The sequence below is a fragment of the Bosea vestrisii genome (assembly GCF_030144325.1).
Taxonomy (GTDB): Bacteria; Pseudomonadota; Alphaproteobacteria; order Rhizobiales; family Beijerinckiaceae; genus Allobosea; species Allobosea vestrisii_A.
On the sequence record NZ_CP126307.1, the window covers coordinates 4,717,310 to 4,731,255 of the forward strand.

Below are 13,946 nucleotides of genomic sequence, written 5' to 3' on the forward strand. Positions count from 1 at the left end.
CACCGTTCCGGGTCATGCGATCTTTCCTGTTGCGCCGGGCCGACACGAAAGGCTCCATGGCGGCATGCATGAACTCGTCCGCTCGAACGACATCGTCCTGCTTGGGGCCATCGAGGCGCTCCTGGCCTCGGCTGATCTGGGTTGCCTGATCGCCGATCAGCACATCAGCGCGCTCGAAGGCATGATCGGCGCCTTTCCACGACGCCTCCTGGTCCGCGAGCAGGACAGCAAGCGCGCTCGCGCTTTGTTGATCGAGGCGGGCTATGGCGACGAACTGCGCCATGAACGCTGAGGCGCCCGGTCTCGGCGAGATCGCCGAGGATCGGCTGCTAGGAGGCCGCCTTCGCTTGCTGCAGCCGGTGAAGGGTCATCGCGCCGGCTCGGATGCGGTGCTGCTTGCCGCGGCGATCCCGGAACTGGGCGAGGGGCCGCTTGCCGATTTCGGCGCCGGTGTCGGTACAATCGGGCTTGCCGTCGCCTCGCGGCAGCCCGGGCTCAATGTCGTCCTGGTCGAGCGCGATCCGGAGCTGGCCGCGCTGGCAGCCCGCAATGCCGAGCTCAACGATCTCGCCGGGCGGGCGCGCACCGTGGTCGGGGTGATTGGCGAGCGGAACGCGGACCTCGCCCGGGACGGGCTGACGGCGGCCTCGATGGCCTGGGTCGCAATGAACCCGCCCTTCTTTGAATCGGGCGAGGTGCGCGAATCGCCGGTCGCCAACCGGCGCGCGGCGCATGTCGCCGGGCAATCGCTCGCCGATTGGCTGAAGGCGGCCCGGCATGTGCTGAAGCCGGACGGCGGTGTCAGCATTATCCACCGTGCCGAGGCGCTGGGGCTGATTCTCGCTGGTCTGGAGACGGGCTTCGGCGCGATCGAAATCCGCGCGATCCACGGCCAGGCCGAGCGGCCGGCAATCCGGGTGATCGTCTCCGCGCGTCTCGGCAGCAGAAAGCCGGCAGCGTTGCTGCCGGCTCTCGTTCTCAACGGGGGCGATGGGCGCTTCACCGCCTTCAGCGAGGCGCTCCATCGCGGCGAGGCCGTGCTCGCCTAGATTAGCTCAGCGGCAGATGCGCCGCTCGCGCACAACCCAGCCCCAGCCGTCCCAGTAGCGGACCGGTCGGCTAAAGCAGCGCGGGCCGTAGTACCCGCCGCCGTAGCCGTAAGCGGGGCGGCCATAGCCGTAATGAGGGCGGCCATAGTAACCGCCACCGCCCCAACCGGGCCGGCCATAATAGCCGCCACCGCCCCACTGTGCCTCAGCCGGAGTTGCCGTGACCGCTCCGATGCCGAGCGCCGCTACGCCGAGCGAGGCGGCGGCCGAAAGTCCAAGAACGAGTTTGCGAAGCATGGTTACCTCCTGCGCGAGTGCCCTCCCGGCTATGCCGGGTCATCGGGTGTCATCGTTGCGGCAAGCTTGCGGCATCGAGGCTGAACGGCGCGTGGCCGGGCCGTTCAGCCGTTCTTCATCTGCCCTGACGCCTCGTCAGCGGCAGACGCGCACTGGGCGGATCACCCAGCGCCAGCCATTCCAGACGCGCCGGTCGACGACATGGCAGCGTGGGCGGTAGACCGGACGGCCGTAATAGCGGCGCGGACCATAGTGGGGGCGGCCGTAGTACTGGACCTGTTCAACCAGCCCGGCGCTCGTCGAAGCGGCGGGAGCGCCGGCTGCGAAAGGCGCGGCACTGGCCGGGGCGACGGAAAGACCGGTGAAAAGCAGAGCGCCGGCTCCGAACAGGGCGGCGGCGAGACGATTGGACGGCATTGCAAATCTCCTACTTATCGGATCGACCCGACTCAAGCACTCGCCCCGAGAGCCGCGGACCGTTCGATACTGCGCACCCTGCGCTTCCCTTCCTGAACGCGATCCTTGCGCTGGGGTTCAGGCAGCGTTCATCCCGCTGCGCTTGACCATGAGCGCCGCCAGCCCCTAATCACGCCGCAAGTTTCTCGATTGTTTAAAAGGCTGATGCCCTTGGCCGCGTCCTCCGATCCGCTGAACCCGACCCGCTCCTTCCAGGGCTTGCTGCTGACCTTGCAGCGCTTCTGGGCCGAGCGCGGCTGCGTCATTCTCCAGCCCTACGACATGGAGGTCGGCGCCGGCACCTTCCACCCGGCGACGACGCTGCGGGCGCTCGGGCCCAAGCCCTGGAAGGCGGCCTATGTCCAGCCCTCGCGCCGTCCCAAGGACGGCCGCTATGGTGAGAACCCGAACCGGCTGCAGCATTATTACCAGTTCCAGGTCATCCTGAAGCCGTCGCCGCCGGATCTGCAGCAGCTCTATCTCGACTCGCTCAAGGCGATCGGGGTCGATCTTGCCCTGCACGATGTCCGCTTCGTCGAGGACGACTGGGAGAGCCCGACGCTCGGCGCCTGGGGCCTCGGCTGGGAATGCTGGTGCGACGGCATGGAAGTCAGCCAGTTCACTTACTTTCAGCAGGTCGCGGGCGTCGAATGCGCGCCCGTTGCGGGCGAATTGACCTATGGGCTCGAGCGCCTCGCCATGTATGTCCAGGGCGTCGAGAACGTCTATGATCTCAACTTCAACGGCCTCGAGGGCGAGGACCGCATCAGCTATGGCGACGTCTTCCTGCAGGCCGAGCAGGAGTTCTCGCGGCATAATTTCGAGCACGCCAACACCGAGGTGCTCTTCCGCCATTTCAGCGATGCGGAGGCCGAGTGCAAGGCGCTGCTCGCAGCCGGCGAGGCGGGTACCGACAGCAATGATCCCAGCCACAAGCTCGCTCTGCCGGCCTATGACCAGTGCATCAAGGCGAGCCATGTCTTCAACCTGCTCGATGCGCGCGGCGTGATCTCGGTCACCGAGCGCCAGAGCTACATCCTGCGCGTGCGCGAGCTCGCCAAGGCCTGCGGTGCGGCCTGGCTGAAGACCGCCGGCGGGGGAGCAAACTGATGCCTGATCTTCTGCTCGAACTCTTCTCCGAGGAAATCCCGGCGCGCATGCAGCGCAAGGCCGCGGAGGACCTGAAGAAGCTCGTCACCGATGCGCTGGTCGAGCGTGGGCTGACCTATGAGGGCGCCAAGGCCTTCGCGACACCGCGCCGGCTCGCACTCACCATTGCCGGCCTGCAGGTGCGCGGCCGCGATGTCCGCGAGGAGCGCAAGGGCCCGCGTGTCGGCGCGCCCGATGCAGCCGTGCAGGGTTTTCTCAAGGCGGCGGGGCTGGCCTCGCTCGACCAGGCGACGATCGTCAGCGATCCGAAGAAGGGCGATAGCTACGTCGCCGTGATCGAGAAGCCTGGGCAGGAGACGGTTCAGGCCATCGCCGAGATCGTGCCTGCGGTGATCCGCGCCTTCCCCTGGCCGAAGTCGATGCGCTGGGGCAAGGCTTCGGCTGAGAGCGGCTCGCTGCGCTGGGTGCGCCCGCTGCACTCGATCCTCTGCACCTTCGGCGCCGAGACCGAGGACCCGGAGGTGGTGCCGTTCGAGGTCGAAGGCATCCGCTCCGGCAACATCACTTATGGCCACCGCTTTCATGCGCCGGGCCCGATCACGGTCAAGCGCTTCGACGATTATGTCCCGAGCCTGGAGCGGGCCAAGGTCGTGCTCGATGCCGACCGCCGCAAGCAGATCATCTTGACCGACGCCAAGAACCTCGCCTTCGCGGCGGGGCTCGAACTGGTCGAGGACGAGGGCCTGCTTGAGGAGGTCGCTGGCCTGGTCGAATGGCCGGTCGTGCTGCTCGGCGATTTCGAGGAGCGCTTCCTCGAAATCCCCGGCGAGGCGATCCGCGCCACCATCCGCGCCAACCAGAAATGCTTCGTGCTGCGCGATCCCAATTCCGGTGAGCTCGCCAACCGCTTCATCCCGGTCTCGAACCTGATGGCGAGCGATGGCGGGCTGGCGATCACCGCCGGCAATGGCCGGGTCGTGCGCGCGCGTCTCTCCGACGCCGCCTATTTCTGGCAGACCGATCGCGGGCCGTTGCCCGATCTGGAGACGCTCAAGGACAGCGCCGACAAGCTCGGCCTCGACCTTACCAAGCCGCTCGATCAGCGCATGGCCAAGCTCGACAGGCTCGGCGTCGTCTTCCACGCCAAGCTCGGCACGCAGGGCGAGCGCGTCGAGCGCATCGCCGCGCTGGCGAAGGATCTGGCGCCGATCGTCGGCGCCGATCCGGCGCTGGCCGAGCGCGCTGCCAAGCTGGCCAAGGCCGATTTGCCGACCGAGATGGTCGGCGAGTTCCCTGAATTGCAGGGGCTGATGGGCCGCAAGTATGCGGAGCTGCAGGGCGAGAACGCCTCGGTCGCCGCCGCGATCGAGGAGCACTACAAGCCGCTCGGCCCCTCCGATCGCGTCCCCACCGATCCGGTCTCGATCGCCGTCGCGCTGGCCGACAAGCTCGACACGCTGGTCGGCTTCTGGGCGATCGATGAGAAGCCGACCGGGAGCAAGGATCCCTATGCGCTGCGCCGCGCGGCGCTGGGGGTTATTCGGTTGGTGGCGGAGAACGGGGTGCGGTTGCCGCTAAACCAAGTACTTGAGCAGCCGATCTCAGAAATCTGGGGCCATCTCGCAACTGAGAAAACGTTCGAAAAATACGACCCGGCCATTCAAGCTCTGCATAATTCTGAGCTTGAGTTGGACGCAAGCGATCTAACGGCCAGAGTTGCAGATAATTTACCCGGGTATACGGATCCAGAAAGCGTAGCAGTGCGCGGAGGAATCCTAACGTCGCTTGTGTCCTTCTTCCACGACCGTCTGAAGGTCATGCTGCGCGACCAGGGCGCGCGGCATGATCTGGTCGATGCGGTGCTGGGCGAGGGGGCGTCCGCCAATGACGACCTCCTGCTCATCACCCGCCGCGTCGCCGCGCTCGGCCGCTTCCTCGAAACGGAAGACGGCAAGAGCCTGCTCGCCGGTTACAAGCGCGCCGCCAACATCCTCAAGGCCGAGGAGAAGAAGGACGGCGAGGGTGCCTTTGCCGGTGCGGCCGATCTCCAGCTCATCGCCGACGCCGGGCTGATCGAGGAGAAGGCGCTCGCGGTCGCGCTCGCGCAGGCGACGCCGAAGGCGGAAGCGGCGGTCGCCGCCGAGGACTATGAGGGCGCCATGACGGCGCTCGCCGAGCTCAGGCCGGCGGTCGATGCCTTCTTCGACAAGGTCACGGTCAACGATCCCGATCCGGCCTTGCGCGCCAACCGCCTCAAGCTGCTGAACCAGCTGCGCGAGGCGACGCGCGCCGTGGCGGATTTCTCGCGGATTGCCGGATAAGCACTCGTCATGCTCGGGCTTGACCCGAGCATCTTAGGCCGGATGAGATTGTGGCTGGCGCCTTCTGGTCCTGAGATTCTCGGGTCTGCGCTTCGCTTCGCCCGAGAATGACGCCCTCCTGTCATGCTCGCCCTTGTGGCGAGCATCCATGTCTTGAACACGGCATTCGATCAGCCGAGCGAAGGCGTGGATGGTCGGGACAAGCCCGACCATGACGACATTGGTGGCTCTTCGCCAAGACCTCAGCCAGCTATCCTTCCGGAACTTTTTCCCAGGGCTCGACGTTCTCTTGCCCGAGGTCGCTGCCTGCGAATGCGTCGCAGCTAGCGCCTCGGGGGCCGGCTTTCGGCCGCGATAAGAGGATTTGAGCCATGAGCATTCTGATTTCGCTTCTGATCACCATTCTGGTGATCGCTCTGGTGCTTTATCTCGTGCGGATGCTGCCGATCGACGGCAACATCAAGAACATCGTCCAGATCATCGTCATCATCATCGGCATCATTTCGCTGCTGCGTTATCTCGCAGTCTTCTAGCCAAAGGGGCCGCCGTCATGCTCGTCCTGTGGCGAGCGTCCATGTGAACATCGCCTTCGTGGCGAGCGCTGGATGGCCGGGACAAGGCCCGGCCGTGACGGAGGTGACGTTTCGGCAGCTGGATTGACGAAAATCCCGCACTGATCCAGAATCCCGTTGGTCCAGAGGGCCCCGGACGCGACCCGTCCCGGGGCCCTTTCCCGTTTGGGCATGTTCACGCAGGAGCGGCGAGCGCTTTTGCGACCAGACCATGCCCGACAGATCGAGCGATCACCGCGATGAATTCGCAGAACCGCACCACCCATATCCGCCTGACCTCGCATCCCGAGCCCGGCAACGCCTCGACCCGCTTCCCGATCCAGTGGGGCGCCGGGACCCCGGAGGGGCGCGGCCCGGTCATCGCCTCGACCACGGCGCCGGGAGACCGCAACTGCATCGGCGCCCATGGCGGCTCCTATTCGGTCTATCGCGCGCTCGCCATCTCCGCCCGCGCCATGAACCCGGCCCAGCGTCCGGACCTGACCAACACCTACCCGACCTCCGACATCCTGCCGCAGCCGCAATGGTTCGAGCCGGGCAGGATCGTCTCGCTCGATCCGTTCGGCCATCGCGTCGCCCAGGATTTCGGCAAGTGGATCGGCGAGGGCATCGACATCCGCCCGACCATCGCGGTCACCAAGGCGCGGCTGAACCTGCCCGAGATCCTCGCCGCCATGGCTGGACACCGGCTGGCCGCGGATGGCGCCATCCTGCACGGCTCGGGCGACATCAGCGTCACCAAGATCGCGGTCGATCCGGTCTGGCACCTGCCGGGGATCGCCGAGCGCTTCGCCACCAGCGAGAACGAATTGCGCCGCACGCTGTTCGAGCAGACCGGCGGCATGTATCCCGAGCTGGTGACGCGGCCCGACCTCAAGGTCTTCCTGCCGCCGATCGGCTCGATCACCGCCTATGTCATCGGCGAGGTCTCGGCGATCTGCGATCCGAGGAAGACGCTCGCCTGCCGCGTCCATGACGAGTGCAATGGCTCGGACGTGTTCGGCTCCGACATCTGCACGTGCCGGCCCTATCTGGTGCACGGCATCGAGGAAGCGGTGAAGGAAGCGCAGGCCGGCGGCGTCGGCCTGATCGTCTACAATCGCAAGGAGGGCAGGGCGCTCGGCGAGGTCACCAAGTTCCTCGTCTACAACGCCCGCAAGCGCCAGGAGGGCGGCGATTCCGCCGCGACCTATTTCGAGCGCACCGAATGCGTCGCCGGCGTGCAGGATGCCCGCTTCCAGCAATTGATGCCGGATGTGCTGCATTGGCTCGGCGTGAAGAAGATCGACCGGCTGATGTCGATGTCGAACATGAAATACGACGCAATGGTCGAGAGCGGCATCGAGATCGGCGAACGTGTCGCCATCCCGCCCGAGCTGGTCCCGCCGGATGCCTCGGTCGAGATCGAGGCCAAGAAGGCGGCGGGCTATTACTCGCCCGACGGCACGCCCGGCGATAATGCACTCAAGGCCACTGTCGGCCGCGACCTCGAAAAGTTCTGAACCCGCCTATGCCTGACTCCAATCCCGACGCCGTCCGCCTGTTGCTCAAGCCGGCTGCTGTCCGCGAGCGTGCGCGTGAGATGCTGCAGCTGGGCCTGGCCGGCAAGCTGACGCATTTCAGCGTCCATCCTGAGCGGTTGCCGGCCTGCGCCGCTTATGTCCTGAAACGATCCGCCAGAACTACCCAGCGCTCGACATCCCCTTCCACGCTCGCTGGCGCCATTTCATCATCGCCGGCATGGACCGCTGGAAGGTGCTGGATGCTGGCGCCCAGTTCGCCGACGCCCGAGCCAGGGGACGCGCCGCTTACGACCTCGCTGTCGTCAGCGTCCTGCTCGATGCCGGCGCCGGCGCCGACTGGCGCTATCGCGATGCGGTGACCGGCCAGAGCATCGGCCGTTCGGAAGGGCTGGCGCTGGCCTCGCTCGACATGTTCGCCGCAGGCGCCTTTTCCAGCGATCCAGCGCAGCCATTGCGGGTCGATAGCGAGGCGCTCAGGCATCTCGACGCCACGGCGCTGGCTGCTGGCTTCCAGGTCTCGGAAGGCAATCCCCTCGTAGGGATGGGGGGCCGCGCCGCGCTGCTCAACCGCCTCGGCGAGGAACTGGAGAAGCACGGCCTCACCCGGCCTGGCGATCTGTTCGACCGGCTGGTCGAGGCGGCCGAGGGTCGCTCGATCCGCGCCGCCTATATCCTCTCGCAGGTGCTGGAGGTGCTCGGCGGCATCTGGCCGTCGCGCCTGAGCTATGCCGGCATCGCGCTCGGCGACAGCTGGAAGCATCCGCTGATCGCGCCGGGAGAGGTGACGGCCGGCATCGTGCCCTTCCACAAGCTCTCGCAATGGCTGAGCTATTCGCTGATCGAGCCGCTGCAATGGGCCGGCATCCAGGTCGTGGGCATCGACGATCTCACCGGCTTGCCGGAATATCGCAATGGCGGGCTCCTGCTCGATCTCGGCGTGCTCGCGCTGAAGGACCCGGCCGATGCCGTGCGCGGCCACGAGGTCGGCTCGCAGCTCGTCGTGGAGTGGCGAGCGCTGACGGTTGCGCTGCTCGACAAGATCGGCGAACTGGTTCGGGCACAGCTCGGCATGAGCGCAGAGCAGTTGCCGCTCGCCAAGGTGCTCGAGGGCGGCACCTGGGCTGCCGGCCGCCGCATCGCCCGCGAGAAGCGCGAGGATGGTGGTCCGCCCTTGACCATCGTCAGCGATGGCACGGTATTCTAAGCAACCAAAAGAAGACGAAGGGGATCAGGACTGCATGGCCACGAGCGCTAACGGCGTCACCGTCGTCGACCACCCGCTGGTGCAGCACAAGCTGACGCTGATGCGCGAGAAGGACCGCTCGACCAAGAGCTTCCGCCAGCTCCTCAACGAGATCGGCATGCTGCTCTGCTACGAGGTCACGCGCGACCTGCCGACAGAGCTGATCGAGATCGAGACGCCGCTGCAGAAGTCGATGCAGCCGGTGATCTCCGGCAAGAAGCTGGTGTTCGCGCCGATCCTGCGTGCCGGCGTCGGCTTCCTCGACGGCATGCTGGAGCTCGTCCCGGCCGCTCGCGTCGCCCATATCGGCCTTTATCGCGATCCGCAGACCCTGCAGGCGGTCGAATACTATTTCAAGGCGCCCTCCGACATCGCCGACCGCATGATCGTGGTGATGGATCCGATGCTGGCGACGGCGAACTCGGCGGTTGCGGCGGTCGACCGGCTGAAGGAGCGCGGCGCCAAGGATCTGCGCTTCGTCTGCCTTCTCGCGGCGCCCGAGGGCATCGCCCGCATGCGCGATTCCCATCCCGATGTGAGGATCTGGACCGCGGCGATCGACGAGCGCCTCAACGATCACGGTTACATCGTCCCCGGCCTCGGCGACGCCGGCGACCGCATGTTCGGGACGCGCTAACCATCCACTTGAAGCTCCGGCGATATGCCCTTATCTTATGTGCATATCGCCAAGGAGTTTTGCCATGGTTGCCCTGACTGCATTGGATGTCGTCGGTGGCCAGGCGGCGCTGGGTGGCCCCGCCGCCAGCAGCCGCGATCTCATCGCCGCTGTCCGTCGCGGATTTCCGGTGCGGACGATCGAGCATGTCATCGAGAGCGGCCGGATGACGCTGACCGAGATCGACGAGCTCGTGTTGCCGCGCAAGACGCTGAGCCACCGCCGCAAGATCGGGACGCTGACGACGGAGCAGTCCGACCGGCTGATGCGCGCCGCGCGCGTCATCGCCGAGGCGGAGGTCACCTTCGGCTCGCAGGACAAGGCGGCAGCCTGGCTGCGCCGGGCGACTGTCGCGCTCGATGGCGAGAAGCCGCTGGCGCTGCTCGACACGGGCGAAGGCGCGGCGCAGGTCGAGGCGTTGCTCGGCAGGATCGCGCACGGTATCGCCGCCTGATGAGACTTTGGCGCGTTGCGCGTGCTGCCTTCGCCGATCTCAGCGGCGAGGGAGCACGGCTCTATGGCGGGCGCTGGAACTCTCCCGGATGGCCTGTCGTCTACACGGCCGAAAACCCCGCCCTCGCCATTCTGGAGGTGCGGGTTCATCTCGATCTCACGCCGGAGCTGATCCCGGACGACTATGTCCTGATCGAGATCGAGACGGGGCCTGCCTCGATCGGTGAAGGCGATCCGGCGGCCCTGGAGCCGCAGGCGCTGGGAGATGCCTGGCTGACTGCGGGAGAGACCGCGCTCCTGAAGGTGCCGTCCTTCATCGCGCCGCGGAGCTTCAACGTCCTGGTCAACCCGCGCCATCCGGATGCGGCCGGGATCAAGGTCATCGCGACGCAGTCCTTCGATTTCGACAGGCGGCTGTGGTTGCCGCTGACCAACTGACACCACAAAAAACCCGCCCCGTTGCCGGGGCGGGCCTTGCGATCCGGGTGGTCACTCAGGCCTTGATGGCGCGAGCGGCAAGCGGATCAACCTGAGATCACTCGATGATCTGGACGACGCGGCGGCTCTGCGGCTCGACCAGCACGGCGCGGTTGTTCACCACCGTGTAGCGATAGCCGCTGGCGCGCTCGCCATATTCGGCCGGCACCTCGCGATAGACCACACCCTGCTGCGGCAGCACGGTGCCGACGACTACAGGCTCGGCATAGGTGTAGGACGGGACGCGCTGCTCGACGACATAGGTACGGAAGCGCGGGGTGTTGTCACCGATGATCCCACCGGTCACGCCGCCGACCACCGCGCCACCGACGCCGCCGACGACTGCGCCGACCGGGCCGCCGACGACGGCGCCGCCGACAGCACCCGCAGTTGCGCCACCGACGATGCCGCTGGCCGCGCCGCCCTGAGCGCCTTCAGGATTCTGAGCGAAGGCTGCAGCCGGAACGATGGCGAGGGCCGTAACCAGAGCAAGTTTCTTGAACATGTCGTTCTCCTTCAGAGGGGAAACCTCAGAGGGGAAACGGATAAGCGCCCAGAAGGGTTCCGCTTCGAGAGTCACGAGCTGTGTACGATCGTAACCGGACTTATCGATTCTTTTGATTTTCCGGCGAGTTAGTGTCGATCACGAGCTCGATTCCCGCAGCCAGGAAATCGAAAACCTTGGTCCGTTCAGGTGCGCGCCCGGGATTGTCGAATAATTCGCTGACCGTCGCCTCCTCCGACAGGAACAGGAAATCGGCATGGCTTCCGCTCTCGGGATAGGCGTCGATCGCGTGCCAGATACCGCGGTGGAACAGCACGCCCTCGCCATCGAGCCGGAACGCCCGGAGCGCCTCCGGTGCCGGGGGGTATCTCGGACGGCTCGGCGACCACGATGATCGCCGGAGGACCGCCGAGCGGCTGGCGCGCCTCGGTGACGTGCAGGTGCCGCTCGATCAGGGCGACGAGGAAGGGCCGCGCGTGATAGCGCACGATCTGCAGTCGTGGCCGGCTCTCCGCGGCGAAGGGCTGGATCCAGATGTCGTAGCCCTCGCGCCCGGCATCGCGTGGTCTCGCAGGGGAGAGGACGCGGCCGTAGGGAGCGAAGGCTTCGGCGGTGAGTGGCGAGACGGGCAGGACGATGCGGCGCATGCCGGCATCGTAATGCGCCGCCGCCAAAGAAAACGGCGAGCATGAAGCCCGCCGTTCGGTAGGTAAATGATCCGAGCCGTTTACTGCTTCGGCGCGGCGGCGAGCACCGGCGAGAGCTTGTCGGCGTCGCGCTTGACGATCGCGGCGAAGCCGGCCGGCGTGCGCTCTTCGGCGGTAGGCAGCACAGTGCCGAGATCGAGCAGGCGCTTCTTGACGCCCTCGTCGTCGAGCGCCTTGCCGAGCGCGGCGACCAGCTTGTCGATCGCTTCCTTCGGCATGCCCTTCGGCGCGGCGATGCCGTTCCAGGCCTCGATCTGGTACTCCGGCAGACCGGCTTCCTTGGTGGTCGGCACGTCGGGCAGCGCCGGCGAGCGCTGGGCCGAGGCGATGGCATAGGCCTTGATCGTGCCGGCCTTGACCTGCTCGGCGACGCTGACGATCTGGTCGCACATGAAGTCGATCTGTCCGGAGACCAGGTCGTTCAGCGCCGGGCCGGTGCCGCGATAGGCGACGGAGTTCAGCTTCGGCACGCCGAGCTGGCCCTTGAGCAGGGTGCAGGTCGTCCACGACACCGAGCCGACGCCGGCATGGGCTTCGTTCACCTTGTCGGTGTTCGTCTTCACATAGGCGACGAACTCCTTCAGGTCCTTAGGCTCGAAGTTCTTCTTGGCGACGATCAGGATCGGCGTGCCGCCGGCGAGTCCGATCGTCTGCATGCCGTTGATCGGGTCGTATTTCAGGCCGGGATAGGTGGCGGGCGCCGCCGAGAAGGTGCCGAGATGGCCCATCGCGATGGTGTAGCCGTCGGGCGTCGCCGTCAGCGCGCGGGTGATGCCGGTGGTGCCGCCGGCGCCGGCGACGTTTTCGACGACGACCTGCTGGCCGAGGGTCTTCGACATGTTCTCGCCGACGATGCGGGCGATGATGTCGGTCGGTCCGCCGGCCGCGAACGGCACGATCATGGTGATCGGCCGCTCCGGATACTTGGACTGGGCCTGAGCCGGCAGCGCCAACGCGAGCGCTGCGGTGAGACTGAGGGCGAGCTTCTTCATGGGTAATCCTCCCTGATGCGATATCCTGAAGATGGTGGAACGGGGATGGGCGACAACCCCTTCATTCGGTGAAGACCTCTTCGCGTTTCTTCGACATCGACGGCAGCAGCGCGATGACGAGGATCGCGACGGCGACCAGCAGCAGGCCGGCCGAGATCGGCCGCTCGATGAAGGTCATGAACGAGCCGCGCGAGATGATCAGGGCCTGGCGCAGCTTCTCTTCCATCAGCTTGCCGAGCACGAAGCCGAGCAGCATCGGGGCGGGCTCGAAGCCGAGCTTGATCAGGATGTAGCCGAACAGGCCGAATAGCGCGGTGAAGGCGACGTCGACCGGCTGATTGTTCACCGAGTAGATGCCGATCGAGCAGAAGATCAGGATCGCCGGGAACATCAGGCGGTACGGCACCTGCAGCAGTTTCACCCACAGCCCGACCAGTGGCAGGTTGATCACCAGCAGCATCAGGTTGCCGATCCACATCGAGGCGATCATGCCCCAGAACAGGTCGGGGTTCTTGGTCATCACCTGCGGCCCGGGAATGATGCCGTGGATGGTCATTGCGCCGACCATCAGCGCCATCACCGCATTCGGCGGGATGCCGAGCGTGAGCAGCGGGATGAAGGCGGTCTGGGCCCCGGCGTTGTTGGCCGCTTCCGGTCCGGCGACACCCTCGATCGCGCCCTTGCCGAAGCGCGACGGGTCCTTGGCGATCTTTTTCTCCACCGTATAGCTGGCGAAGGGGCCAAGCACCGCGCCGTTGCCGGGCAGGATTCCGAGGATCGCGCCGATGCCGGTGCCGCGAACGACAGGCAGGGCCGCCTGCTTGATGTCGCTCCAGCCCGGCAGGAGTCGGCCGATCTTGGCGCGGACGACGTCGCGCGCCTCCGGGTTCTCCAGGTTGCGCAGCACCTCGGCGAAGCCGAACACGCCCATCGCCAGCACGGCGAAGTCGATGCCGTCGGAGAGCGGTGGGAAGCCGAAGGTCATGCGCTCCTGGCCGGTCTCGAGATCGGTGCCGACGGTCGAGAGCAATAGGCCGAGCATGATCATGCAGAAGGCCTTGAGGATCGAGCCGCGCGCCAGCACGACGGCAAAGCACAGGCCCATCACCATCAGCGAGAAATACTCGGCCGGACCGAAGAGCAGCGCCAGCTTGGTCAGCGGCGCTCCCAGCGCCGCGATGACGACGGTGGCGACGCAGCCGGCGAAGAACGAGGCGAGCGCGGCGGTGCCGAGCGCGACGCCGGCGCGGCCCTGCCTGGCCATCTGGTGCCCGTCGAGCGTCGTCACCACGGAGGTGGCCTCGCCGGGAATGTTGACGAGGATGGCCGTGGTCGAGCCGCCGTACTGAGCGCCGTAATAGATGCCGGCCAGCATGATCAGCGCGCCGACCGGATCGAGCCCGAAGGTGATCGGCAGCAGCATGGCGATGGTGGCGATCGGTCCGACGCCCGGCAGGACGCCGACCAGCGTGCCGACGAGGCAGCCGACGAAGCAGAGCGCGATGTTCTGGAGCGTGAGCGCGACACCGAAGCCGAGCCCGAGATGAGCGAACATTTCAGACATC

The 13,946-nt window shown here is 66.4% G+C and carries 15 protein-coding genes and 2 pseudogenes; 10 read left to right on the forward strand and 7 right to left on the reverse strand.

Annotated features, from left to right (window positions below; all coding sequences use genetic code 11):
• The first annotated feature begins 64 nt into the window (after window positions 1-64).
• On the forward strand, window positions 65-292 hold the full coding sequence (locus tag QO058_RS23160) for a putative signal transducing protein (protein ID WP_110488439.1): 228 nt from the start codon (window positions 65-67) through the stop codon (window positions 290-292).
• Window positions 282-1,049, forward strand: a complete 768-nt coding sequence (locus tag QO058_RS23165; RefSeq protein WP_284168565.1) for a tRNA1(Val) (adenine(37)-N6)-methyltransferase — start codon at window positions 282-284, stop codon at window positions 1,047-1,049. The genes QO058_RS23160 and QO058_RS23165 overlap by 11 nt, the downstream gene beginning before the upstream one ends.
• A gap of 6 nt (window positions 1,050-1,055) precedes the next feature.
• On the opposite strand, the gene QO058_RS23170 is transcribed toward QO058_RS23165, so the two are convergent.
• Both QO058_RS23170 and QO058_RS23175 read right to left on the reverse strand, forming a co-directional pair.
• Window positions 1,056-1,346 carry a hypothetical protein gene (locus tag QO058_RS23170; protein WP_284168567.1) on the reverse strand — a complete coding sequence of 97 codons (291 nt, stop codon included), beginning with the start codon at window positions 1,344-1,346 and terminating at the stop codon, window positions 1,056-1,058.
• 135 nt (window positions 1,347-1,481) lie between these two features.
• On the reverse strand, window positions 1,482-1,763 hold the full coding sequence (locus QO058_RS23175) for a hypothetical protein (protein ID WP_284168568.1): 282 nt from the start codon (window positions 1,761-1,763) through the stop codon (window positions 1,482-1,484).
• Window positions 1,764-1,973: 210 nt separating this feature from the next.
• Here QO058_RS23175 and QO058_RS23180 point away from each other — a divergent pair, with 210 nt between their 5' ends.
• The 8 genes and pseudogenes from QO058_RS23180 (at window position 1,974) to QO058_RS23215 (ending at window position 10,138) form a co-directional block, all read left to right on the forward strand.
• Window positions 1,974-2,912 carry a glycine--tRNA ligase subunit alpha gene (locus QO058_RS23180; protein ID WP_284168570.1) on the forward strand — a complete coding sequence of 313 codons (939 nt, stop codon included), beginning with the start codon at window positions 1,974-1,976 and terminating at the stop codon, window positions 2,910-2,912.
• A complete protein-coding gene (gene glyS / locus QO058_RS23185) occupies window positions 2,912-5,233 on the forward strand; it encodes a glycine--tRNA ligase subunit beta (RefSeq protein ID WP_284168571.1) in 2,322 nt (773 codons plus the stop codon). The genes QO058_RS23180 and glyS overlap by 1 nt, the downstream gene beginning before the upstream one ends.
• Before the next feature lie 371 nt (window positions 5,234-5,604).
• Window positions 5,605-5,766 carry a Thivi_2564 family membrane protein gene (locus QO058_RS23190; RefSeq protein ID WP_129158631.1) on the forward strand — a complete coding sequence of 54 codons (162 nt, stop codon included), beginning with the start codon at window positions 5,605-5,607 and terminating at the stop codon, window positions 5,764-5,766.
• A gap of 278 nt (window positions 5,767-6,044) precedes the next feature.
• Window positions 6,045-7,307: a GTP cyclohydrolase II gene (locus tag QO058_RS23195; protein WP_284168573.1), complete on the forward strand. Its 1,263-nt coding sequence runs from the start codon at window positions 6,045-6,047 to the stop codon at window positions 7,305-7,307.
• A gap of 8 nt (window positions 7,308-7,315) precedes the next feature.
• Window positions 7,316-8,532 (forward strand): annotated as a pseudogene (locus QO058_RS23200) (URC4/urg3 family protein).
• Window positions 8,533-8,566: 34 nt separating this feature from the next.
• Entirely contained in the window at window positions 8,567-9,208 is a 642-nt protein-coding gene (gene upp / locus QO058_RS23205; RefSeq protein ID WP_284168574.1) for a uracil phosphoribosyltransferase, read from the forward strand.
• A gap of 64 nt (window positions 9,209-9,272) precedes the next feature.
• Window positions 9,273-9,701, forward strand: a complete 429-nt coding sequence (gene parS / locus QO058_RS23210; RefSeq protein ID WP_284168575.1) for a type II RES/Xre toxin-antitoxin system antitoxin — start codon at window positions 9,273-9,275, stop codon at window positions 9,699-9,701.
• The gene (locus QO058_RS23215; RefSeq protein ID WP_284168576.1) at window positions 9,701-10,138 is read left to right on the forward strand and encodes an RES family NAD+ phosphorylase; all 438 of its coding nucleotides are present in this window, start codon (window positions 9,701-9,703) and stop codon (window positions 10,136-10,138) included. The genes parS and QO058_RS23215 overlap by 1 nt, the downstream gene beginning before the upstream one ends.
• Window positions 10,139-10,235: 97 nt before the next feature.
• On the opposite strand, the gene QO058_RS23220 is transcribed toward QO058_RS23215, so the two are convergent.
• The 5 genes and pseudogenes from QO058_RS23220 to QO058_RS23235 form a co-directional block, all read right to left on the reverse strand.
• Window positions 10,236-10,682: a DUF1236 domain-containing protein gene (locus tag QO058_RS23220; protein ID WP_126113461.1), complete on the reverse strand. Its 447-nt coding sequence runs from the start codon at window positions 10,680-10,682 to the stop codon at window positions 10,236-10,238.
• A gap of 100 nt (window positions 10,683-10,782) precedes the next feature.
• Window positions 10,783-10,998 (reverse strand): hypothetical protein, encoded by a 216-nt coding sequence (locus QO058_RS23225; RefSeq protein WP_284168577.1) that lies wholly within the window; start codon window positions 10,996-10,998, stop codon window positions 10,783-10,785.
• Between the two features lie 55 nt (window positions 10,999-11,053).
• Window positions 11,054-11,329 (reverse strand): annotated as a pseudogene (locus tag QO058_RS31515) (ureidoglycolate lyase); the annotation flags it as partial.
• A gap of 80 nt (window positions 11,330-11,409) precedes the next feature.
• A complete protein-coding gene (locus QO058_RS23230) occupies window positions 11,410-12,381 on the reverse strand; it encodes a tripartite tricarboxylate transporter substrate-binding protein (protein ID WP_284168578.1) in 972 nt (323 codons plus the stop codon).
• A gap of 61 nt (window positions 12,382-12,442) precedes the next feature.
• On the reverse strand, window positions 12,443-13,945 hold the full coding sequence (locus tag QO058_RS23235) for a tripartite tricarboxylate transporter permease (protein ID WP_284168579.1): 1,503 nt from the start codon (window positions 13,943-13,945) through the stop codon (window positions 12,443-12,445).
• Window position 13,946 lies beyond the last annotated feature (1 nt).

Bases quoted from the DNA above. Each gene is read 5' to 3' on its own strand.
- QO058_RS23160 (WP_110488439.1), top strand. From the start codon at position 65: ATGCATGAACTCGTCCGCTCGAACGACATCGTCCTGCTTGGGGCCATC.
- QO058_RS23165 (WP_284168565.1), top strand. From the start codon at position 282: ATGAACGCTGAGGCGCCCGGTCTCGGCGAGATCGCCGAGGATCGGCTG.
- QO058_RS23170 (WP_284168567.1), bottom strand. From the start codon at position 1,346: ATGCTTCGCAAACTCGTTCTTGGACTTTCGGCCGCCGCCTCGCTCGGC.
- QO058_RS23175 (WP_284168568.1), bottom strand. From the start codon at position 1,763: ATGCCGTCCAATCGTCTCGCCGCCGCCCTGTTCGGAGCCGGCGCTCTG.
- glyS (WP_284168571.1), top strand. From the start codon at position 2,912: ATGCCTGATCTTCTGCTCGAACTCTTCTCCGAGGAAATCCCGGCGCGC.
- QO058_RS23190 (WP_129158631.1), top strand. From the start codon at position 5,605: ATGAGCATTCTGATTTCGCTTCTGATCACCATTCTGGTGATCGCTCTG.
- QO058_RS23195 (WP_284168573.1), top strand. From the start codon at position 6,045: ATGAATTCGCAGAACCGCACCACCCATATCCGCCTGACCTCGCATCCC.
- upp (WP_284168574.1), top strand. From the start codon at position 8,567: ATGGCCACGAGCGCTAACGGCGTCACCGTCGTCGACCACCCGCTGGTG.
- parS (WP_284168575.1), top strand. From the start codon at position 9,273: ATGGTTGCCCTGACTGCATTGGATGTCGTCGGTGGCCAGGCGGCGCTG.
- QO058_RS23215 (WP_284168576.1), top strand. From the start codon at position 9,701: ATGAGACTTTGGCGCGTTGCGCGTGCTGCCTTCGCCGATCTCAGCGGC.
- QO058_RS23220 (WP_126113461.1), bottom strand. From the start codon at position 10,682: ATGTTCAAGAAACTTGCTCTGGTTACGGCCCTCGCCATCGTTCCGGCT.
- QO058_RS23230 (WP_284168578.1), bottom strand. From the start codon at position 12,381: ATGAAGAAGCTCGCCCTCAGTCTCACCGCAGCGCTCGCGTTGGCGCTG.
- QO058_RS23235 (WP_284168579.1), bottom strand. From the start codon at position 13,945: ATGTCTGAAATGTTCGCTCATCTCGGGCTCGGCTTCGGTGTCGCGCTC.